The 21,027-nt window shown below is 74.7% G+C and carries 21 protein-coding genes; 11 read left to right on the top strand and 10 right to left on the bottom strand.

All coding sequences use genetic code 11. The features are described from left to right. Positions 1-174: 174 nt before the first annotated feature. From JOE43_RS06730 to JOE43_RS06700, 7 genes are all read left to right on the top strand, one after another. A complete protein-coding gene (locus JOE43_RS06730) occupies positions 175-1,254 on the top strand; it encodes a LacI family DNA-binding transcriptional regulator (RefSeq protein ID WP_209516161.1) in 1,080 nt (359 codons plus the stop codon). Between the two features lie 127 nt (positions 1,255-1,381). Further along, entirely contained in the window at positions 1,382-2,485 is a 1,104-nt protein-coding gene (locus JOE43_RS06725) for a type IV toxin-antitoxin system AbiEi family antitoxin domain-containing protein (protein WP_209516159.1), read from the top strand. Positions 2,486-2,538: 53 nt separating this feature from the next. Beyond that, positions 2,539-3,003, top strand: a complete 465-nt coding sequence (locus JOE43_RS06720; protein ID WP_370543631.1) for an acyl-CoA thioesterase — start codon at positions 2,539-2,541, stop codon at positions 3,001-3,003. Positions 3,004-3,187: 184 nt separating this feature from the next. Continuing rightward, on the top strand, positions 3,188-3,841 hold the full coding sequence (locus tag JOE43_RS06715) for an MOSC domain-containing protein (protein WP_209516156.1): 654 nt from the start codon (positions 3,188-3,190) through the stop codon (positions 3,839-3,841). Between the two features lie 34 nt (positions 3,842-3,875). After that, on the top strand, positions 3,876-4,466 hold the full coding sequence (locus tag JOE43_RS06710; RefSeq protein WP_209516153.1) for a PadR family transcriptional regulator: 591 nt from the start codon (positions 3,876-3,878) through the stop codon (positions 4,464-4,466). A 103-nt stretch (positions 4,467-4,569) separates the two neighbouring features. Continuing rightward, on the top strand, positions 4,570-6,093 hold the full coding sequence (locus tag JOE43_RS06705; RefSeq protein ID WP_209516152.1) for an MFS transporter: 1,524 nt from the start codon (positions 4,570-4,572) through the stop codon (positions 6,091-6,093). A 257-nt stretch (positions 6,094-6,350) separates the two neighbouring features. Further along, positions 6,351-7,529, top strand: coding sequence for an acyltransferase (locus tag JOE43_RS06700; RefSeq protein ID WP_209516149.1), 1,179 nt, complete (start codon positions 6,351-6,353; stop codon positions 7,527-7,529). Positions 7,530-7,615: 86 nt separating this feature from the next. On the opposite strand, the gene JOE43_RS06695 is transcribed toward JOE43_RS06700, so the two are convergent. After that, positions 7,616-8,485: an NAD(P)H-hydrate dehydratase gene (locus tag JOE43_RS06695; protein WP_209516134.1), complete on the bottom strand. Its 870-nt coding sequence runs from the start codon at positions 8,483-8,485 to the stop codon at positions 7,616-7,618. Then, a complete protein-coding gene (locus tag JOE43_RS06690; RefSeq protein ID WP_209516131.1) occupies positions 8,469-9,245 on the bottom strand; it encodes a histidine phosphatase family protein in 777 nt (258 codons plus the stop codon). Before JOE43_RS06690 ends, JOE43_RS06695 begins: the two co-directional genes overlap by 17 nt. Positions 9,246-9,368: 123 nt before the next feature. On the opposite strand from JOE43_RS06690, the gene JOE43_RS06685 reads away from it, so the two are divergent. Continuing rightward, positions 9,369-9,614: a hypothetical protein gene (locus tag JOE43_RS06685; RefSeq protein ID WP_209516128.1), complete on the top strand. Its 246-nt coding sequence runs from the start codon at positions 9,369-9,371 to the stop codon at positions 9,612-9,614. A 128-nt stretch (positions 9,615-9,742) separates the two neighbouring features. On the opposite strand, the gene JOE43_RS06680 is transcribed toward JOE43_RS06685, so the two are convergent. The 6 genes from JOE43_RS06680 to JOE43_RS06655 form a co-directional block, all read right to left on the bottom strand. Continuing rightward, positions 9,743-10,663, bottom strand: coding sequence for a phosphogluconate dehydrogenase C-terminal domain-containing protein (locus tag JOE43_RS06680; RefSeq protein WP_167258261.1), 921 nt, complete (start codon positions 10,661-10,663; stop codon positions 9,743-9,745). After that, positions 10,656-11,465 (bottom strand): sugar phosphate isomerase/epimerase, encoded by an 810-nt coding sequence (locus tag JOE43_RS06675; RefSeq protein WP_209516125.1) that lies wholly within the window; start codon positions 11,463-11,465, stop codon positions 10,656-10,658. Before JOE43_RS06675 ends, JOE43_RS06680 begins: the two co-directional genes overlap by 8 nt. After that, positions 11,462-12,277, bottom strand: a complete 816-nt coding sequence (locus tag JOE43_RS06670; protein ID WP_209516123.1) for a triose-phosphate isomerase family protein — start codon at positions 12,275-12,277, stop codon at positions 11,462-11,464. The genes JOE43_RS06675 and JOE43_RS06670 overlap by 4 nt, the downstream gene beginning before the upstream one ends. Next, entirely contained in the window at positions 12,274-12,765 is a 492-nt protein-coding gene (locus JOE43_RS06665) for a ribose-5-phosphate isomerase (RefSeq protein WP_056052650.1), read from the bottom strand. The genes JOE43_RS06670 and JOE43_RS06665 overlap by 4 nt, the downstream gene beginning before the upstream one ends. A gap of 52 nt (positions 12,766-12,817) precedes the next feature. Continuing rightward, entirely contained in the window at positions 12,818-14,554 is a 1,737-nt protein-coding gene (locus JOE43_RS06660; RefSeq protein WP_209516121.1) for a dihydroxyacetone kinase family protein, read from the bottom strand. Positions 14,555-14,751: 197 nt separating this feature from the next. Further along, positions 14,752-16,113: an MFS transporter gene (locus JOE43_RS06655; protein ID WP_185234333.1), complete on the bottom strand. Its 1,362-nt coding sequence runs from the start codon at positions 16,111-16,113 to the stop codon at positions 14,752-14,754. Positions 16,114-16,320: 207 nt separating this feature from the next. On the opposite strand from JOE43_RS06655, the gene JOE43_RS06650 reads away from it, so the two are divergent. After that, positions 16,321-17,070, top strand: a complete 750-nt coding sequence (locus JOE43_RS06650) for a FadR/GntR family transcriptional regulator (RefSeq protein ID WP_056052644.1) — start codon at positions 16,321-16,323, stop codon at positions 17,068-17,070. A gap of 46 nt (positions 17,071-17,116) precedes the next feature. Here JOE43_RS06650 and JOE43_RS06645 read toward each other — a convergent pair whose 3' ends face one another. Then, positions 17,117-17,719, bottom strand: a complete 603-nt coding sequence (locus JOE43_RS06645) for a DNA-binding response regulator (RefSeq protein WP_192045298.1) — start codon at positions 17,717-17,719, stop codon at positions 17,117-17,119. Beyond that, positions 17,716-18,945: a sensor histidine kinase gene (locus JOE43_RS06640; protein ID WP_209516118.1), complete on the bottom strand. Its 1,230-nt coding sequence runs from the start codon at positions 18,943-18,945 to the stop codon at positions 17,716-17,718. The genes JOE43_RS06645 and JOE43_RS06640 overlap by 4 nt, the downstream gene beginning before the upstream one ends. Positions 18,946-19,075: 130 nt before the next feature. On the opposite strand from JOE43_RS06640, the gene JOE43_RS06635 reads away from it, so the two are divergent. After that, complete coding sequence (locus JOE43_RS06635) at positions 19,076-19,987, top strand: ABC transporter ATP-binding protein (protein ID WP_209516113.1); 912 nt, start codon at positions 19,076-19,078, stop codon at positions 19,985-19,987. A 55-nt stretch (positions 19,988-20,042) separates the two neighbouring features. Beyond that, the gene (locus JOE43_RS06630; RefSeq protein ID WP_209516110.1) at positions 20,043-20,804 is read left to right on the top strand and encodes an ABC transporter permease; all 762 of its coding nucleotides are present in this window, start codon (positions 20,043-20,045) and stop codon (positions 20,802-20,804) included. Positions 20,805-21,027 lie beyond the last annotated feature (223 nt).

Raw genomic sequence — 21,027 nt, 5'->3', positions numbered from 1 at the left:
GCGACGTCGACGGCGCGATGATGGACCCTCGCCGAGCCGGAGGTGTAAGGCGCATCGTGCGGCACCGGTCGCCAGCACGGATGAGCCCCACGCTGCAAACGCTTGCACTCCCGAGGAGGAACCATGGCCGAAGAGCCGTCCAGCACTGCCCCAGCGCCCCCGCGAGCAGCCACGATGGACGACGTCGCCCTCGCGGCGGGCGTGTCGGTGGCGACGGTGTCGCGCGCCCTGCGGGGGTCGCCGAAGGTACGGAGCGAGACCCGCCGCGCGGTCGCCGACGCGGCCGACCGGCTCGGCTTCGTGGTCTCCCGCACGGCCTCGAGCCTCGCCACGGGCAAGGTGCGCCGCGTCGCCGTGCTGATCGGGGCGCCCTTGACCGACTGGTTCAGCGGCAGCATCCTCGACGGCATCTACGACGTGCTCCGCGCCGCCGGCCTCGACCTCCTCCTCTACCGCGTGCACGACCGCGCCGAGCGCGAGGCGTTCTTCGGGGCCCTCCCGGCGCGACGCAACGCCGACGCCGTGATCGTCGCCTCCTTCGCCCTGTCCGACACCGAGCAGGCGACGCTCACCGCCCTCGACATGCCCGTGGTCTACCTCAGCCAGCGCGTCGCCGGGCACCCCAGCGTCGGCATCGACGACCTCGCCGCCGGCCGGACGGCCACGCGGCTGCTGCTCGGCCTCGGCCACCGCCGCTTCGTCTACCTGCGAGCCGCGCCCGACCGGGACTTCCGCTGGAGCGCCCACGAGCGGGAGGCAGGGTGGGCCACGGAGCTCGACGCCGCGGGCGTGCCCTCGTCGGAGCGGGCCCTGCTCGAGCTCGCGGCGGGGTCGGGGCTCGGCGACGAGGCCGCCGCGCGCCTCCTGACGGGTCCGCTGCCGGTGGCGGTGCTGGCCGAGGACGACGACCTGGCCCTGAGCGTGCTGGCGTCGCTGGAGCGACTCGGCGTGGACGTGCCCGGCGACGTGTCGATCGTGGGGTTCGACGGACAGCGACGGGCCCTGGACGCCGGGCTGACGACCGTGTCGCAGCCGGTCGCCGAGCTGGCGCGCCTCGCGGCGGAGGCGGCGGTCGCCCTCGCGACGGGGCCGCCAACGACGACGCCGGGGGTGCACGAGCTGCCGACGACCCTGGTGCTGGGGCGGACGACCCGCGCCGTCTCCGCGGAGGGTCGGGGGGTCGAGTCGTCGAGCGATCAGGGCGGGCCTGCTGCTCGGGGCACGGGAGACCCGCCCGGGACCACGGCCACCTGAGTCGTCGACCGGCGCCCTGCGCCGAGCGGCCTGCGCCGGCCCCTCCCCCGGCGTCGGTGCGGGCGGATCGTCCCCAGCGCCGGTGGCCGCTCGCCACCGTCGGTCGGCGCTCGACGATCGTGGGCGGATGCACACAGCAGACGTCGTCGAGGTGGTCGAGGCCGCCGGGGGGTTCGCCACCCGGCGGCAGCTGCGCCGGGCCGGCGCGACCGACCGCGACCTCACGCGGGCGGTCCGGTCGGGCGACCTGCACCGCCCCCGGCTCGGCTGGTACACGAACCTCCCCCGGAACGACGCCCGAGTCGTCGCGGTCAGCGTGGGCGGCCGCCTGACGGGCGGGTCCGCCCTCTTCGAGCTGGGCGCCTGGATGTGGGAGCGGCCGCCGCTCGTCACGGTGTCCGTCCCTCCCCACGCGTCCCGGCTGCGCCACCGCCGTGCGACCCGTGTCGTCTACGACGACGGCGACGTCAGGAGCCGGGGCGGAGTCGCCCTGGTAGACGTGCGCGACGCCCTCGTCCGGGCCGTGCTCGAGGAGTCCTTCGAGATCGCCGTCGCGCTCCTCGACTGGGCGCTGCACGGAGGGCGCATCACGTCGCGCGACCTCCGCGAGATCGCGGCCCGGCTGCCCGCGGACGCCCGCGGCGTCGTCGACTGGGTCGACGCGTCGAGCGAGAGCATCCTCGAGAGCGTCGTGCGGGTCCGCCTGCGCCAGGCGGGCTTCCACGTCACCTCGCAGGTGCCGAACGGCTTCGGCGAGCGCACCGACCTCGTCGTGGAGGGCGTCCTCGGCATCGAGACGGACGGCCGCCGGTGGCACGCCCAGCGCTTCGACCGCGACGCGGTCAAGGACCTCCGCGGCTACGTCGCGGGGAGGATCCCGATGCACCTCAGCTACGCGGTCGTCCGGCACGACTGGGGCCAGGTGCTCGCCGCCGTCGAGGCAGCCGTCGCGCTCCACCGCCGAGGTGGCCGACGTCGTCGCCCACCTCGGGACGGCTCGCGCCCCGTGCCGCCATCGGCACAGGGCGCCCGACGCCGCGCGTGGCGTCTGCCCCGGCGCCCGTCCCCGCCCGCCGCCGCCCGCCGAGGCCGACGCTCGGGCCCGGGACGGCAGACGAGCCCGGACCGGCTGACGAGGCCAGCACCCCCAGCTCCGGAGCCGACGCCGGAGGTGCGCGGACGACCCGACGCGACGCGCCCGGGGCGGGCGGGGACGGCGGCGTCGCCCTAGGCTCTCGGGGCGAGCCGACCGGCCAGCCCGAAGGAGACCCTGTGACAGACGCCATCACCCCCGGCGCACCCGACCCCCTCGCGTCGCCCACGGAGACGACCGACGAGATCAACTTCCGCACCCGCAAGTGGGTCCGCCCCGAGGACCTCAACGCCAACGGCACCCTCTTCGGCGGCAGCCTGCTGCGCTGGATCGACGAGGAGGCCGCGATCTACGCGATCCTGCAGCTGGGCAACGGCCGCGTCGTGACGAAGTACATCTCCGAGATCAACTTCGTGTCGAGCGCCGCGCAGGGCGACCTCGTCGAGATGGGCCTCCGCGCGACCGCCTTCGGCCGGACGTCGCTGACCATGCGCGCCGAGGTGCGGAACATGGTCACCCGCCAGAGCATCCTCACCATCGACAAGATGGTGTTCGTCAACATCGGGCCCGACGGTGCCCCCGCCGCGCACGGCTTCACGGAGATCACGTACGACCGCGACCGGATCCCGACGGGGTCGCTCAACAGCCAGGGCTGAGGCCCACGGTCGATCGCAGGCTGACGCCGGCGTGCGTCGTCGCGTCGAGCTTTCAGGTGACGCTCGCGTCTCGCGCACCGCGGGGACGGGCGACGGCGACGCGACCTGAACGATCGACGACGAGGCGGGCGCGGCTCCGGCCCGGACGCTTGTCGCCGCCGCCGCGCTCGGGCACCATGGCTCCGTGCCCCTCCTCACCGCCGTCTGCCGCGTCGACCGTCTCCTCCCCGACTCCGGCAGCGTCGGCGTCACCGCGATCGACAAGCGCCCCCTCGACGTGCCGGTGCCCGTCAAGGCGCTCGGCGTCTGGGGCGACGTCCAGGCCAGCCGGAAGCACCACGGCGGCCCCGACAAGGCCGTCTACGCCTACGCCGACGAGGACGCGCTCCACTTCGGCGACCTCCTCGGCTACGAGGTCACGCCCGGCCTGTTCGGCGAGAACCTCCGCACCTCGGGCCTCGACGTGACGGGCGCCGTCCTCGGCGAGCGCTGGGCCGTCGGCGACGGCCTCCTCCTCGAGGTCACCATGCCCCGCACGCCGTGCGCGACCTTCCAGCGTCGCCTGCGCGAGCCCCGGTGGGTGGCGCGCTTCCAGGCGGAGGGCCGCCCGGGTGCCTACCTGCGGGTCGTCAAGTCGGGCCCCGCCGCGGCGGGCGACGAGGTCGTCGTCGTGTCCCGCCCGGCCCACGGCGTCACGATCGGCGACTGCTTCGCCGGCCTGACGCCCGAGGCCGCGCAGTCGCTCCTCGACGCCGACGAGCGGCTCTCCGACGTGGTGCGCGGCATCGCGGCCAAGGTCGTGGACCGCGCCTCGGTGCAGTCTCTGCAGAAAAGTTGACCGTGGGCGACTAGTCGTGCGAGAGTAGCGCCTCGTGTCCTCCATCCGTCTCTTCGTGCTCGACTCGTTCGCGCGCCACGGAGACATGCACGGCCACCAGCTCCGGCTGCAGGCCGAGCAGGAGCACGTGCACTTCTGGACGGACGTCTCGGTCGGCGGCATCTACGGCGCGATCAAGAGGCTGGCAGCCGAGGGCCTTCTCGCCCCGGTCCGCACCGAGCGCGAGGGGTCCTTCCCCGAGCGCCAGGTCTACGGCATCACCGACGCGGGCCGCGCCGCCCTCGACGCGTCCCGTCGGCACGCCCAGGACGAGATCGTCCTGCGGCCCGACCCCTTCGACCTCGCGCTGACCCGCGTCGACCCCGACCGGGTCGACGAGCTCCCCGCCACCGTCCGGCGCCGTCGCGCCGAGCTCGAGCGGCTGCTCGCCGAGTCCGCCGACCACCGTCGGCGCGCCGACCCCTGGCTGTCCGTGGCCGAGAAGCACGCTCTCTCGCACCGCGAGCACCGCCTCCGTGCCGAGATCAGCTGGCACGACACGCTGATCGAGGCCCTGCCCGACATCGTCGCGGACGAGGAGGCGGGGGCCAGGCACGCACTGACCGGCACGCCGTCCTCGGGCTGACCCGCGACTCCCCCCTCACCGTCGACCACGACGCTCCTGCTCTGCCCGCTGCGCGCTCCGCGCCGGGCACACTCATCGCCGCCCCGCGGCACGGAAGGCCCCCATGACCGACGCACCCGCCCGCCCCGGCGCCGCACCCGCCGTGCCCCGTCACGCCTGGTTCGCCCTCGTGGCGCTCCTGCTGGGCATGTTCATCGCCCTGCTCGACACCACGATCGTGAACGTCGCCCTGCCCACGATCCGGACTTCGCTCGACGCCTCGGAGTCGACCCTGTCGTGGATCATCTCGGGCTACGCGCTGGCGTTCGGGCTCACGCTCATCCCGGCCGGCCGCATCGGCGACCGGATCGGCCACAAATGGGTCTACTTCACCGGCGTGCTGCTCTTCACGCTCGCGAGCCTCGCCTGCGGCGTGGCGACGAGCGACGTCCAGCTCGTCGTGTTCCGCGTCGTGCAGGGCCTCGCGGGCGGCATCTTCGTGCCGGCCGTCACCGCGTTCATCCAGCTGCTCTTCCCCGGCCGGTCGCGCGGCAAGGCGTTCGCCATCATGGGCGCCGTCATCGGCGTCTCGTCGGCCCTCGGGCCGATCATCGGCGGGCTCATCATCCAGGCGTTCGGCGACGAGAACGGCTGGCGCCTCGTGTTCTTCGTCAACCTGCCCTTCGGCGTCGCGACGCTGATCGCCGCCGCCGTCCTGCTGCCGAAGCGCGACGAGTCGCTGCCCCGCCCCGACAAGGGCCTCGACTGGATCGGCCTGGTGCTCGTCTCGGCCGCCTTCGTCGCGCTGCTCGTCCCCCTCATCCAGGGCCAGGACGAGGGCTGGCCGCTGTGGACCTACCTGACCATCGCCGCGGGCGTGCTGCTGCTCGCCGCCTTCGGCGCCTGGGAGGTCGCGTACACGAAGCGCGGTCGCACCCCGCTCGTGCCCCCGAAGCTGTTCTCGCACCCCTCCTTCACCGGCGGCGTCGTGCTCGCCCTCGTGTACTTCGCGGCGTTCACCAGCATCTTCTTCACGATCTCGCTGCTCTGGCAGTCGGGCCTCGGCAACAGCGCGCTCGCGTCGGGCGCCGTCGCCATCCCGTTCGCGGTCGGCAGCATCATCTCGTCGTCGCAGAGCAACCAGATCGCCCAGAAGCTCGGCCGCAACGTGCTGGTGCTCGGCACCGCGCTCGTCGCGATCGGCCTCATCTGGATGTGGCTCGTGCTGATGAACACCGAGGCCGCCGACCTCACCAACTGGCTGCTGCTCGCGCCGCTGCTGATCGCGGGGCTCGGCAACGGGTTCTTCATCGCGCCGAACGTGCAGTTCATCGTCGCGACCGTCGACCCGCAGGACGCCGGCTCGGCGAGCGCCGTCATCTCGGCCATCCAGCGGATCGGCTCGGCCGTCGGCATCGCCATCATCGGCAGCGTGCTGTTCGGGTCGCTGCCCGGCGGGCGCGAGCTCGCGACGGCGGCGGGCCGGGCGACCGGCTTCACCGACGCGGCGGCGGCGGCCATGGGGGTCAGCGCGGCGTTCGCGGTCGTGGCCTTCCTGCTCGTGTTCGCGCTGCCGCGGCGCGTGTCGCACGGGCGGCCCCCGGCCGGCGCGGAGCGGGCGGAGAAGAGCCCGGCGGGGTCGCGCTAACGGGGCGCTCGACCGAGCGCGACGGCCCGCCGACCGGAGTCCTCTCCGGGCGGCGGGCCGTCGGCGTCGAGGGATCAGGGGCGAGCCGCCCGGAGGGGGGCGGGGCGGCCCGGGCGGCGCCTGCCTCCTGAGCCGTCGACGCGACGGACGCGAGCGCGCCGGACGCGAGCGCACCGGCCGCGAGCCCGCCGCCCGCCGCCGAGGGCTGATCGCGCCCCGTCCGGGCGTTCCCAAGCTCTCCGGTCCAGAATGGCCCGATGCCCCTCGCCCCTCCGACGACATCGACGCGCCGTGACCGCGTTCTGCCGCTCGACGGTCTGCGCACGGTCGCCATCGCCTTCGTGGTCCTCTACCACCTGCACGTGCCCGGCTTCGGCAGCGGCTTCGTCGGGGTCAACGTCTTCTTCGTGCTCAGCGGCTACCTCATCACGACCCTGCTGGTCGGCGAGAGGGCCCGCACCGGCCGCATCCGCCTCGGGCGGTTCTGGCTGCGCCGCGTCCTGCGCCTGTACCCGACCCTGCTCGCCGTGGTCGTGGTCGGCCTCGCCCTCTGGTGGCTGATCGGCGACTACCAGGGCTCGACGATGAGCGCCCTCGGCGCCGGACTGGTCGCCGTCACCTACACCGGCAACGTGGCCCGCTCCTTCCTCGGCGAGTCGCAGGGCGTCTTCTCCCCCATGTGGAGCCTCTCGATGGAGGAGCAGTTCTACCTCGTCTGGCCCCCGCTCCTCATGCTGCTCTTCGCGCTGAAGGCCGCGCGCCGCGTCGCCGTGGCCGTGCTGGCGGCCCTCGTGGTCGCGTCGGTGGTCGCCTCGGGCGCCCTCTTCGACGCCCCCGCCGGAGGCGCCACCCCCGACATCTACTTCAGTCCGGTCCTGAACGTGGCCCCGTTGCTGCTCGGCTGCGCCCTGGCGCTGGTGCTGGGGTCCGACCGCGGCCGTGCGGCGTTCCAGGGCCGGTTCGGCACGGCCGCGACCTGGGCCGGCCTGGTCGGCGTCGTCGGTTCGCTGGCCGTCATCGGCAGCGGCTGGCAGCAGCAGGTCACGACGTTCACGGTCATGCTGCCCGGCGTCGCGGTGGCCTCGGCGCTGCTGATCGGCGGCCTCGCCTGCCGCCCCACCCTGCCGGCGCGGGTGCTGTCGCTCGGGCCGGTCGCCTGGTTCGGCCGGGCCCTGTCGTACCCGCTCTATCTCTGGCACGTCGTCTTCATCGCCCTGATCGAGCCCGTCGTGCCCGGTGCCCTCGGCACGCTGGCCGTCATCGCCGCAGCCGTCGCGACCGCGTGGCTGTCGCACCGTTTCGTGGAGCAGCCCGCGTTGCGGCTCAAGGACCGCTTCGAGCCGTCGTCGACGCCCACCCGAGAGGAGTCGGGGCGCACGACCCGTGCGACCTCGCAGCCCGCCGACGCTGACGCGCGCCCGCGGGTCGACGCCTAGGCACCAGCGCCAGGAGCCGGTGCCGACATCGGCACCAGCACCAGCACTGACGCCGACACCGGCCTCGGCCTCGGCCTAGGCCTCGGCTAGGCCCCCACCTCGACCAGCACGCGCGGCAGCTCGTCGAGCAGCTCGCTCGCGAGGAACCCCATCGGCCCGACGCCCACCGACAGCCGGTCGCCCGCCGTCGCGTGCGCGTGGGTCGCCCACACCGCCGCCTGTGCCGGGGTGGCGCCGCGGGCGGCGAGCCCCGCGACCGCCCCGGCGAGCACGTCGCCGCTGCCCGACGTGCCGAGCCCCGGGTGCCCCGCACCCGACCGCCACACGCGCCCGTCGTCAGAGGCGACGAGGCTCTGGCACGCCACCACGGCGCCCCAACGCCGGGCGATCTCGAGGAGGTCGCTCGGCAGGTCGTCGACGTCGCGCTCGAGCAGCCGACCGGCCTCGCTCGGGTTCGGCGTCAGCACGAGGCGCCCGCGCAGCGGGTCGATCGCGTCGCCGCACCGCGGCAGCACCCCGAGCGCGAAGGCGTCGAGCACGACGACGGCGTCGTCGCCGACGAGGTCGGGCAGGAGTCGCACCAGGGCCTCGGCCTCGTCGGCGTCGTCGAGCCCCGATCCGGCGAGCACCGCGTCGGCGCCCTCCAGGTCGCTCGACGCCTGGGCGAGCGACGAGCCGACCACGTGGCCGCCGTCGGTCTCCCCCAGGGGCACGACCCCCGCCTCCGGCAGGGCCACCGCCACGTGCGGGGCGACCGACCCGGCGACGGCGAGCGTCAGGCGCCCCGCCCCGACCCGGAGCGCGGCCCACGCCCCGAGCATGGCGGCGCCAGGGGTGCGGGCTGCGCCGCCGACGACGACGACCTGGCCGCGCGAGTACTTGCCGGCGCCGGCGGAGGGGAGCTCCCAGCCGCGGAGCAGGTCGGGGGTGACGACGATCTCATCGGGGCTGGACATCACGGTCTCCTCCGTGGGTCGTGACCGGGGCGTCGCCGCGGTCGAGGTGGGCGACGTCGGCGAAGGCGTCGAGGGTCCACCACGCGTCGCCGTCGGCGCGCGACAGCCGCGTGACGGAGGCGTTGGTGACGGTGTTCGACCGGGCGAACTCGAGCAGGTCGGCCTCGCTGAGCCCGGTGCAGACGTAGAGGAAGAGCATGACGACGGCGTCGTGCGCGGTCACGACGACCCGGTCGCCGGGCAGCTCGTCGAGGTCGCGCAGCACGGACCGGACCCGCAGGGCGACGTCCGCCCACGACTCGCCGCCCGGGGGCCGGTGGTAGAACTTGCCCAGCCGCTCACGCCGCTCCTCCTCGTCGGGGTGCCGGGCGGCGACGCCGCGCCGGGTGAGGAGGTCGAGCACGCCGAGCTCGCGGTCGCGGAGGCGCTCGTCGACCCGCACCACCGGGGCGAGCCCGGCCTCGTCGAGCGCGGTGCCGATGGTCTGCCGCGCCCGGAGGTAGGGCGAGCACCAGAACGAGGTGGCGGACGTGCCCGCGTCAGCGCCCGGGGAGGCGGCGCTGACCGTCGAGACGTCGAGCCCGTGCTCGCCGAGCCAGCCCGCGACGGCCCGGGCCTGCTCGAGTCCGCGCTCGCTGAGCGGCACGTCGGCGTCGCGCTGCTCGACGTCGATGGTCTCGGAGCCGGCCTGCTCGGCGGCGGTGGCGGCGACGTTGGCGGTGCTCTCGCCGTGCCGGAGGAGCCAGAGTTCCCTGATCATGCGGGCGACGGTAGGCCGATCGGCGCGGGCCCGCACGGCTCCGCGGCCGGGTGCGACCGGCCCCGCCGACGCTGCCTGGGCGCCCGCCCCCGCCCGCACGGCGACGGGAGGTACCCTCCGACCATGAGCGACGAGAAGATGACCCGACCCATCATGGACGGTGCCGACGAGGCCACCGACGCCGAGAAGACCCGTGGCCTGGCCGAGCAGGTCGAGCACGACCACGCCGGCGAGGGCGACGCGGCGAAGGACGACGTCCTCCGCGAGCGGCAGGGCGAGACCGGCACCGACCCGCGCGCCGCGGCCGACGAGGAGGCCGGTGAGGAGGCCCTCGACGACGAGCAGGCCGCCCCGACCATGCCGAGCTGACCCGAGCCGACCCGCCGCGGGGCACCCGGCGAGGGGCACCCGCACGCCCGAGACGAGGCGGTGGCCGCGTCGCCGACGCCGCCACCGCCTCCGTCACGCCCCGCTCACGAGCGAGACCGTGGTCGCCGTCAGCGCTGCACGGCGTCGATCTTCAGCATGCGCGCGATGACGGAGTCGAGCTCGCTGTCGTCGAAGATCTTCTTCCAGTCGTCCTTGACGATCGACTCGCGGCCGTAGTCCATGGCGATGTGGCAGGCGTCGCTGAAGGGGTTCGAGCCGCGCAGGCCGTTGGTCAGCGCGATCCAGGTGTGGCCGTAGAGCATGGCGCGGGCCGCCTCGTAGGGCACGCCGACGCCGTCGACGGTCTCCTCCAGCGCCTCCTTGAGGAACGCGCCGACCATGCACGCGATCGTCTCGACCAGCGTGGGCTCGAGGACGGCGAGCTGCTTCACGGTCACGTAGTGCACCGCGATGACGGGGGCGTAGATCGTCGAGATGACCTGGGTGGCGAGCTCGCGCACGGGCGAGCCCTCGTCGACGCCCTCGAGTGCCGCGATGACCTCCTGCGGGGCGGCCACGCCGCCGAACGTGTCGGCCCACTCCTCCTTCGTGGTGCGCTCGAGGAACACCGACGGGTGGCACGGGTGCGCGACGGCGTAGTGGATGTCGTCGCGGTCGGCCAGCAGGCCGGCGTAGGCCGCGGCGGGGTCGAGGGTGAGGATGACCGCGCCCGACTTCATCGCGGGCACGACCTGCTCGGAGACCTTCCCGAGCACGACGTCGGGCACGGCGAGGATGACCACGTCGGCGTCGGCCACGGCCACGTCGGTCGGCGTGACGGTGCGGCCGAGCGACTCGATCAGCTCGACGCCGGCGGGCGACGCCTCGCTGTAGAGGGCGGTGTAGGCGCTCTTGGCCAGGTTGTTCGAGACGCGCTGGCCCATCTTGCCGCCGGCGCCGATGACGGCGACCGTCACGTCGGGCGAGCCCTGGCCGTCGGCGTGGGTGACGGTGCTCTCGGGGGCGGTGGTGTCGAGGGTGTCAGTCATGGTTCTTGCTCCTCAGCTGAGAGATGGTGTGGGTGGTCCACTCGGCTTCGAGCCGGGTGGTGGTCTCGGGGTCGCCCTGCCAGGGCAGCCAGTGCTCGACGACCTCGTCGACGCCGGACGTGCCGCCGTCGCGCTCGGCGAGCGCCGCCCGGATGCCGGCGTGGTCGAGCCGCCCCTCGCCGAGCGGCGTGCTGGTGAGGGCGAACCCGACCCAGCCGTCCTGTCGCGAGAAGGCGAAGTCCTTGACGTGCCAGTTGACGACGAAGGGCAGGCACCGCGCGGTCACGTCGGCGGGGTGCTCGAGGGCCGCGACGGTGTTCGCGGGGTCGAGCACGATGCCGAGCCGCGGGCTGCCGACGGCCTGCACGACCGCCACGAGCTCGGCGGATCCGACCTGCTCGTAGGTCTCGAGGCCGAGGGTGACCCCCGCCTCCTCGTACTCGGGCAGCACGGCCCGCAGGCGGCGCTCGGTCTCGACGGCGTCGGGGCGGTCGTCGCCGGCCGTCCACATCGTGCGGACGAGGGAGGCGCGGAGCGCGACCGCGAGGCGCAGCCAGCTCCGCAGCACGGCCGGGTCGGTGCCCCGCGTGCCGAGCTGGAGCGTGAGCCCGAGCTCGTCGGCGAGCGCCCGCAGGCCGGCGAGCTGCTCGTCGTCGTAGTCGGCCAACGGCGCGTGGTCGCAGATCTGGAACAGGCGGACGCCCTGCGCCGCGGTGTCGCGCAGCATGTCGGCGAGGCTCATCGGCGCGGGGACGTGGTCGCTGCCGCGCCAGAAGTAGGCGTACGTGCTGAGGCCGATCACGAGGCGACCTCCGCGGCCGCGGTGACCGTCGCCGGCGGCGCGACCGCCGACAGCGCGAGCGCCTCGTCGAGGACGCCCTCGACGGCGGACACGTCGTGGGCACGACGCCCGAGGAAGAGGCCGCGCACCCGCCCGCCGAGCTCGGTGAGCAGGCCGGGCCCGGCGCTGCCGCCGTAGACGACGCGGCTGTCGGCGTGCCCGGGCAGCGCGGCGAGGTGCGCCTCGAGCGCGGCGACCACGGCGGCGATGTGCGTCGACGATGCAGGAGACTCCGCACCGATCGCCCACACCGGCTCGTACGCGACGACGACGCGTCCTGAGTCCTCGACGGCGGCGAGCGCCGCGTCGACCTGCCGACGCACGACGGCCGCGGCGACGTCGGCCGACGACCGGTCCTCCTCGCCGACGCAGATCAGCGGCGTGAGGCCGTCCCGCAGCGCGGCGGCGGTCTTGGCGGCGACCACCGCGTCGTCCTCGTGGAAGAGCGCGCGGCGCTCGGCGTGCCCCACCTCGGCGATCGAGCAGCCGATCTCGGCGAGCTCGGCCGCGGTCACCTCGCCGGTGGACGCCCCGGGGCCGGTGGCCGAGACGTCCTGGGCGGCGAGCCGCACGCCGGCGCCGGCGAGCACGTCGCGCACGGGCACGAGAGCCGGGAAGGTGGGCGCGACGAACAGCTCGACGACCCCGTCGCGCACCGCGGGGTGGCGCCGGGCGACCTCGGCCAGCTCGGTCGCCCACCTCAGGGTGCGCGCGTGGCTGAGGTACGTCTTCAGGCTGACCCCGATCGTGAAGGCCGGCGAGTCGGCCGTCACGACCGCGCGTCGATCCCGACGGGCTCGGCCGAGCCGTCGTAGCCGCAGATCGCCGCGACCTTGTCGGCCGAGGCGCTCGTCGTGTCGAAGCGGTAGGTCAGGTACTCGCGCGCCAGGCGGCGCATCAGCTCGACGCCGACGACCCGCTGGCCCATGCACAGCACCTGCGCGTCGTTCGAGAGGACGGCCCGCTCGACCGAGAACGAGTCGTGGGCGGTGACGGCGCGGACGCCGGGCACCTTGTTCGCCGCGATGGCGACCCCGAGCCCCGTGCCGCAGATCAGGATCGCGCGGTCGGCCTCGCCCGAGGCCACCATCCGGGCGGCGTCGACGGCGACGTGGGGGTAGGCGGTGTGCCCGTCGGAGCCGACGCCGACGTCGACCACGCTGGCGACGCCGTCGTTCGCCGCGAGGTCCGCCTTGAGGACCTCCTTGTAGTCGAACCCGGCGTCGTCCGATCCGACGACGATGCGCAGCTGGTCAGCCATGGTGGTGCCTTTCGTGGGGTGGTGCGGGGAAGGGGCGTGCAGGAGGCGCGGGTCAGGCCCGCTGACGGCTCGCGACGACGAGGCCGACGGCCTCCGTGATCAGCGCGAGCGAGGTCGCACCGGCGTCGGGGGTGCCGAGGCTCTTCTCGGCGTGCGGACGGGCGCGGCCCATGCGCGGCAGGAGGTCGGCCGTCGCGGCGGCGGCGGCCAGGGCGACGCGGGCGGCCCGGGCCCAGGCGGTCGCGAGGTCGGCGCCGCCCTCGACCTCGGCCCGGAGGGCCTCGTCGAAGGGCACGAGCACGTCGACCATGGTCTTGTCGCCGACGACGGCGCCGAACTCGAGGATCGCCTCGGTCGCTCCGCCGACGCCGGCCACGACGGAGGTGCGCGTCGGCGCCGCGTCGTCGCCGACGGCCGCGCCGAGGCTCGCCAGCGCGGAGCCCCACAGGGCCCCGGAGGTGCCGCCGGCGCGGTCGGACCAGGCGTCACCGGCCCGGTCGAGGAGGGTGCCGGCGCCGGCCCCGGCCTGCGATGCCTCGCGGGCCGCGGCGACCGCGGCGCCCACGCCTCGGAGCATGCCGATGCCGTGGTCGCCGTCGCCGGCCACCGCGTCGATCCGGCCGAGCTCGTCGGCGTGCTGCTCGACGGTGGCCCGGACCGCCTCGAGGGCGGCGAGCACGAGCTCGGCCGCCTCGCGCGACGCGGCCGTCGCGGACGGCACGGGCGGGGCGACGAGCGCCTCGAGCTCCGAGTCGTCGGCGCGCGCCGCGACGTCGACGGAGCCCTTCTTGTACGCCGGGGCGTCGGCGGGCGCCGCCCAGAGCGACTCGAGCTCGTCGTCGAGCCAGAACAGCGTGAGCGAGGCGCCGGCCATGTCGAAGCTGGTGACGAGCTCGCCCACCTCCGGCTCGACGATCTCGACCCCGGCCTCGCGCAGCAGCGCGTCGACCTTCGCGTAGACGACGAACAGCTCCTCGTACTTGACCGAGCCCAGGCCGTTCAGGAGCACGGCGACCCGCTGGCCCCGCGCCTCCTCGACGCCCGCGGGCCGCTCGACGTCGGCCAGCAGCGACTCGACGAGCAGGGCGGCCAGGCCGTCGGCCGTGGGCACGTCGACCTCGCCGATGCCGGGCTCGCCGTGGATGCCCATGCCGACCGCCATGCGCCCCTCGGGCACGGTGAAGAGGGGCTCGTCGGCGCCCGGCAGCGAGCAGCCGGTGAACGCGACGCCGACGCTGCGGGTGCGGGCGTTCGCCTTCTCGGCGACGCGGACGACCTCGTCGAGCGACCAGCCCGCCTCGGCCGCGGCGGCGGCCACCTTGAAGACGGTCAGGTCGCCGGCGATGCCGCGGCGCTTGTGGGCCTCTGCCGCGGGGGCGCTGGCGACGTCGTCGGTGACGCGCACCGTGCGGGTCTCGATGCCCTCGGCGACGAGCTTCGCCTGCGCCGCGTCGAAGTTGAGCACGTCGCCCGCGTAGTTGCCGTAGCTCAGCAGCACTCCCCCGCCGGTGTGGGCGGAGCGGGCCACCGAGCGCACCTGCTGCCACGACGGCGAGGCGAAGAGGTTGCCGAGGGCGGCGCCGTGGGCGAGCCCCTGGCCGACCAGGCCGCCGAAGGCCGGGTAGTGGCCCGAGCCGCCGCCGACGACCAGCGCGACCGTGCCGGGCGTCGACCGCGTGGCGCGGACGACGCCGCCGTGCACGCGGCGCACCCAGCGCTGGTTCGCGGCGACGAAGCCGTCGGTCATCTCGTCGGCGAAGTCGCTCGGGTCGTTGTAGAGGCGGGTCATGGGAACTCCAGGAGGCGGGGGTCGAGCGGCCGCGGCGGCGCGGTCGGCGAGGCGGTGGGGTGGGGCGCACGGGCCCGGGGAGGGGGGACGCCCGGGCCCGTGCGGTCATGGGGCCGCACGGAGCGGCCGGAGCAGCTGCCCGGGGCTGCGGCGAGAGCCGCTGCCCGGGACTGCGGCCGAGAGCAGCCGCCCGGGCCTCAGTCGAGGCCGGCGGTGGCGGCCAGGTCGCGGGCCTCCTCGGGCGTCGCGGCGCCCTCGGGCTTCTTCATCCGGCTCAGCACGACCATCAGCACGGCCGACAGGAGCATGAAGCCGCCGACGATGAACATGGGCACCTCGTAGTTGCCCGTCCAGTCGGTGACCGCCCCGGTGATGTACGGGGCGCTGAAGCCCGCGAGGTTGCCGATCGTGTTGATCAGGGCGATGCCCGCGGCGGCCGCGACGCCGGTCAGGAACTGCGTGGGCAGGGTCCAGAAGTTGGGCAGCGCCGCGAAGATGGCCATGGCCGTGACCGCGATCACCGCGATGGTGGCGGCGGGCGAGCCGGCGAACAGCGCGAGCGGGATGCTCACCGCCCCGACCAGCGCCGGCAGGGCGATGTGCCAGGTGCGGAGGCCGCGCTTCGTGGCGTCACGTGACCAGAAGTACAGCGCGATCGCGGCGGGCACGTACGGGATGGCCGTGATGAAGCCGCGCTCGGTGATGCTGAAGTCGGTGCCGTACTGCTCCTGGAAGCCGCCGATGATCGTCGGCAGGAAGAAGGCGAGCGCGTAGAGGCCGTAGACGAAGCCGAAGTAGATGAAGCTCAGCATCCAGACCCGGCCGTTGCCGAAGACCTTCCACATGCTGGGGTGCTTCCCGCCCGCGGTCGAGCCGGTCTTGGTCGCCGCCTCCTTCTGCAGGGCGCCGGTCAGCCAGACCTGCTCCTCCCGGGTGAGCCACTTCGCGTCGGAGGGCTTGTCCTTCAGGTAGAACCAGGCCACGACGCCGATGACGATCGCCGGCACGGAGACGCCGAGGAACATGAAGCGCCAGCCCTCGAGGCCGAAGAACGCACCGTCGTGGCTGATCAGCCAGCCGGCGAGCGGGGCGCCGATCACGGTGGTGAGGGGCTGCGCCAGGTAGAAGAGGGCGAGGATCTTGCTGCGGTGCCGCGCGGGCACCCACAGGCTGAGGAAGAGGATGGCGCCGGGGAAGAAGCCGGCCTCCATGACGCCGAGCAGGAAGCGCAGCACGACGAGCTGCTCGAAGTTCTGCACCCAGGTGAAGAGCAGCGCGACGACGCCCCAGGTGACCATGATCCGAGCGAGCCACTTGCGGGCCCCGAACTTGTGCAGGGCGAGGTTCGAGGGCACCTCGAGCAGGATGTAGCCGATGAAGAAGACGCCCGACGCGAAGCCGAACTGAGCGGCCGACAGGGCGAGGTCGCTCTCCATGCCGTTCGGGGCGGCGAAGCCGATCGCGGTGCGGTCGAGGTAGTTGATGAAGAACATCAACGCGACGAACGGCACCAGCCGGATCGCGACCTTCCTGATCGCGGACTTCTCGACGGGGCTCATGGCCTCCGTCGCTCGGGCGGTGGTGTCCACATCGACTCCTTCGTGCTCAACGTCATCGTTCGGGCCGACCGTGGGCTCGGCGGCGTGGTGTCCATGCTGCCCCCGTCACGGGCGACTTGTCAACCGGTTGACCAGTCGGTGCACCCGACGAGCACACGTGGGAGGGTCGCCAGCAGCCGCGCCGGGCCGCTCAGTAAGCTCGGGGCCGTGCCTGCCTACCCCGACGACGACCCCACGAGCCTCCGGCTCGAGCTCGAGCTCGTGCCGAAGGGCACCGCCGTCGGCGAGGTCGTGAAGCAGCTGATCGCGCTGCTGACCGTCGGCGATCTCGTACCAGGGTCGCGCCTCCCCCCGGAGCGTCAGCTGGCCGAGCAGCTCGGCGTCGGGCGCTCGGCGGTGCGCGAGGCCCTCGCGGCGCTCGAGATCCTCGGCATCGTCTCCGTCCGGCCGGGCTCGGGCACGTACCTGCGCGACACCACGTCCGAGCTGCTGCCGACCACCCTCAGCTGGGGCATGATGCTCAACGCCGCGCGCACCCGCGAGCTGATCGAGGTGCGCAGCGGGCTCGAGATCCAGGCCGCGACCTACGCCGCCCAGCGCGTCGACGACGAGGCGGTCGAGGCGCTCCGCGGGTTCGTCGACACGATGCGCGACAGCCTCGACGACCTCGACGCGTTCCTCCAGGCCGACCTGCGCTTCCACCTCCAGATCGCGGTCAGCGCCGACAACGTCGTGCTGCGCGACCTGCTGCAGAGCACCCGCTCGCTGCTGCGCCTCTGGGTCGAGCGCGGCCTCAGCGAGCGCAGCCAGGCCGAGGTCGCCTACCGCGAGCACCTCGCCGTCTTCGAGGCGATCTCGCGCCGTGACCCCGACGCCGCCCTCGAGGCGATGCGGGCGCACATGGCCACCGCCGGCGAGCGCGTCGGCCACGCCGACGTCGAGGGCTCGCAGCGCTGACCACGGCGACCGAACGGCTGCGCCCCGGGGCGCCCGCCGCGCCTCCCTACAGCCAGCTCCGTTCGCGGGCGACCCGCGCGGCCGCGTGACGTGAGCTGCTGCCCGTCTTCGACATCGCCGACGACAGGTAGTTGCGGACGGTGCCGGAGGCCAGGTGGAGTCGCGTGCTGATCTCGCGCACCGACCAGCCCTCGGCGGTGAGGCGCAGCGCGTCGAGCTCGCGCGCGGTCAGCGGGCAGTCGTCCATCATGGCCGCGGCCGAGATGTCGGCGTCGATCCAGCGGCGGCCGCCGTGCACGTGCACCACGACGCGCACCAGCTCGTCGGGGTCGACCGACTTGAGCAGGAACCCCCGCACCCCGGCCGACAGCGCCCGCTTCAGCACCCCCGGCCGGCCGTGGCGGGTGAGCAGCACGACGGCCTGGTCGGGGCGCGCGGCGAGGATGCGGGTGGCCGCGTCGACGCCGTCGAGCCCGGGCATCTCGAGGTCGAGCAGCACCACGTCGGGCCGGTGCCGCTCGACCAGGGAGACCGCCTCGAGGCCGTCCTGGGCCTGGGCGACGACCTCGATCTCGTCGCTGAGGTCGAGCAGCGCGGCGAGCGCGGTGCGCAGCAGCGTCTCGTCGTCGGCGAGCACCACGCGGATCACGGCGTCACCCGCGCCGCGGTGCGGAACGTGCCGCCGTGCTGCGACGTCTCGAGCACTCCCCCGGCCGCCGCGAAGCGGTCGCCGAGCCGGGCGAGGCCGCTGAGCCCCCGGCCTCCCGACGCCGCGCCGTCGTTGACGACCGCGACCGCGCCGGGGGCCAGCTCGATCACCACGTGCTCGGCCTGGGCGTGCCGCAGCAGGTTCGTCGTCGCCTCGCGCACGACCAGCCCGAGCAGGTCGTCGAGCGGCTGGGCCGCGGGCACGGTGCCGTCGATCCGCAGCTCGATGCCGGCGGCCCGGATCAGCTCGGCCGAGTTGGCCACCTCCCCGGCGAGCGTGACCGTCCGCTCGCCGTAGGCCAGCCGCCGCGTCTCGGCGATCGTCTGGGCGATCAGCTGCTCGGCCTCCCTCAGGTGACCGCGGGCGGCCGCGACGTCGCGGTCGAGGGTCTTGTCGGCGAGCTGCAGCTGCAGCCGGCTGACGTGCAGGGCCTGCCCCTGGATGTCGTGCAGGTCGCTCGAGAACCGGTAGCGCTCGCGCAGCACGGCGAGCTCGGCCTCGGTCGCCCGCGCCGCGTCGATCTCGAGGTACAGCGCGAACTGGTATCGGTTGAGGCGGTAGGCGCTCCACGCGGCCAGCACGAACACGACCGCGCTCGTCGTCACCGGAGCGACCGCGGCGGAGGGCAGCTCGCCCAGGGCCCCGGCGACGACCGCGGGCGCGGCCACGGCCAGCACGCCCCCCACGAGCCAGGGCCAGCCGCGCGGTGCGCTCCCCCGCGGCGCCCCCGACCGGGGCGTCGTGGCGACGACGGCCACGGCGACGGCGACGGGCAGCGCTCCCCACGAGCTCGTGCCGAGGGCGAGCGAGACGCACCAGGCGGCCTCCGCGAGAACGAGGGCGACGATCGCCAGCGACCGGGGCGGGCCGTGCTCCCACGACAGCGACAGCACGGTGACGAGCGCCCCGACGATCAGGGCGGCCGCGACCGCCGCGGGCGAGCGCGTCGCGGTCGCCGTCACGAGCACGAGCACTCCGGTCAGCACGCCGACCATGCCCGAGAACGAGAGGGTGGTGTAGCGCCGCATCCGGGCCAGGGGGGAGGCGGTGGTCCGGTCACCGGGGCGCCCCGACCCGGTGCGCCCCGGCCGTGCGACGGGCCCGGCGGGCCCGGCCGGCTCGACGGGCTCGGCAGGTCGGTCGGCGGTCACGCCCGGGAGGTCCATCCCCCCACGGTAACGGCCGCCCCCGCCGGCCGGACCGGCCTCCCGTCACCCGTCGACGTGACAACTGTCACGTCGACTCGTGCCCCGGCGACACTGGGCACCGACGCCCGCACCGGGGATCGTCGTGGTCATGACCGACACCACACGACCGGCCCCGCCGACGACGGACGACGTGATCCGCGCCTCCGGCCTGGGCTGCTCCTACGACGGGCACGTCGCCGTCTCCGACCTCGACCTCACCGTGCGCCGCGGCGAGCTGTACGCCCTGCTCGGCACGAACGGCGCCGGCAAGACGACCACGCTCGAGGTGCTCGAAGGGCACCGGCGGCCCACCACGGGGCGCGTCGAGGTGCTCGGCGGCGACCCCGCCGACCGTGCCCGCACCCGGCCCCGCGTGGGCCTGATGCTGCAGGACTCCGGCCTGGCCGGCGAGCTCACCGTGCGCGAGAGCGTCGCCCTGTCGGGCGCCGTGTCGGGCCGGGCCGACGACGTCGACGCCGTGCTCGCCCGGGTCGGCATCGACCACCGCGCCGACGCCCGCGTGCTCCAGCTGTCGGGCGGCGAGAAGCGCCGCGTCGACTTCGCCGGGGCGATCTGGGGCACGCCCGAGCTGGTCTTCCTCGACGAGCCGACCACCGGCCTCGACCCGGAGGCCCGCGACCGGCTCTGGGCCGTCGTGACGGAGCTGCGGGAGGCGGGGGTCACCTTCCTCCTGACCACCCACTACCTCGAGGAGGCCCAGCAGCACGCCGACCGCATCGGGCTGATGCACCGGGGCACGCTCCGCCGCGAGGGCACCGTGGCCGACCTCACCGCGGGGTCGACCTCGACCGTGCGCTTCGTCGCGCCCGGCCCGCTCGACGACCTGCCGCTGCCGGTCGCCCGCACCGAGAACGGGCTGGTCGTCGTCGAGACCACCGACCCCCAGCGCGACGTCGCCGCCCTGCTCGCCTGGGCGGCGGCCTCGGGGCACGAGCTCGAGCGCCTCAGCGCGCACGAGTCGGGGCTCGACGACGTGTTCCGCTCGCTGAGCAACGCGTGAGCGGACCGCTCGTGCCGACCCGCGCCTCCTGCACACCCCACCGGAAGGACCTCTCGTGACCACCTCGACCCCCACCGCCCCTCCCCGCCCGACGACCGGGCGGCCCGTGAACGCCGTGCTCGCGATCGGCGTCGCCGAGCTGCGCATGATGGTGCGCAACCGCACCGTCGCCGCCTGTGCCGTGCTCGTGCCGCTCGCCTTCGGCGCCCTGCTGCTCGCGCTCGACGGGGCCGACAGCGCGGGCGTGCTCGCCGGCGTGCAGATCCTCGGGATGGTCGGCATGGGCGTCTACGTCACCGTGACGACGACGCTCGCCGCCCGACGACAGACGCTGTACCTCAAGCGGCTGCGCGGCGGGTCGGTGTCGGACCGCGGGCTGCTCGCCGGGCTCGTGCTGCCCGTGGTCGCGGTGAGCCTGGCGCAGCTCGTCGTCGTGCTCGGCGTGCTCGGGGTGCAGAGCCCGCCGGCGAACGCGGGGCTGCTCGTCGTCGCCGTGCTGATCGCGGAGGCGATGTTCGTCGGGGCCGCGCTGGCCACGGCGGGCGTCACCACGTCGCCGGAGCACGCGCAGTACACGACGATGCCGTTCTTCCTGCTCACGCTCGGGGTCGGGATCTGGTTCCAGCTGACGGGCGTGGACGACCTCGCCGTGGTCAAGCGGCTGCTGCCGGGCGGCGGGCTGATGGAGCTGGTGACCCTGGCGTGGGACGGCGGCGACCTGGGGCTGCTGCCGGTGCTGCTGCTGCCGAGCGCGGGGTGGGCCGTGGTGGGGGCCGTCGCGGCGACGCGGTCGTTCCGCTGGGAGCCGCGGCGCTGACGGCGCGCGTCGACGGTTCAGGAGCGACCCGCGCGCGACGCCCGCGGCGAGCACGGAACGCCGCCGCCTCCTGAACCGTCGACGCACGTCGACGCACGTCGACCTGCGCACGGCTGGCACCCCCGCCCGCCGGCCACGGGCCTCTGCGGCTCGGGCGGACGCGCGGCGTCGACGGTTCAGGAGCACCCGGCGCGACGGGTGCGCGGAGAGCCCGACGAGTCAG

Source organism: Frigoribacterium sp. PvP121, assembly GCF_017833115.1.
In the GTDB taxonomy this organism is placed as follows: Bacteria; Actinomycetota; Actinomycetes; order Actinomycetales; family Microbacteriaceae; genus Frigoribacterium; species Frigoribacterium endophyticum.
Note: the sequence above shows the minus strand (reverse complement) of the source record. Positions and strands in the feature narration are given on the sequence as shown.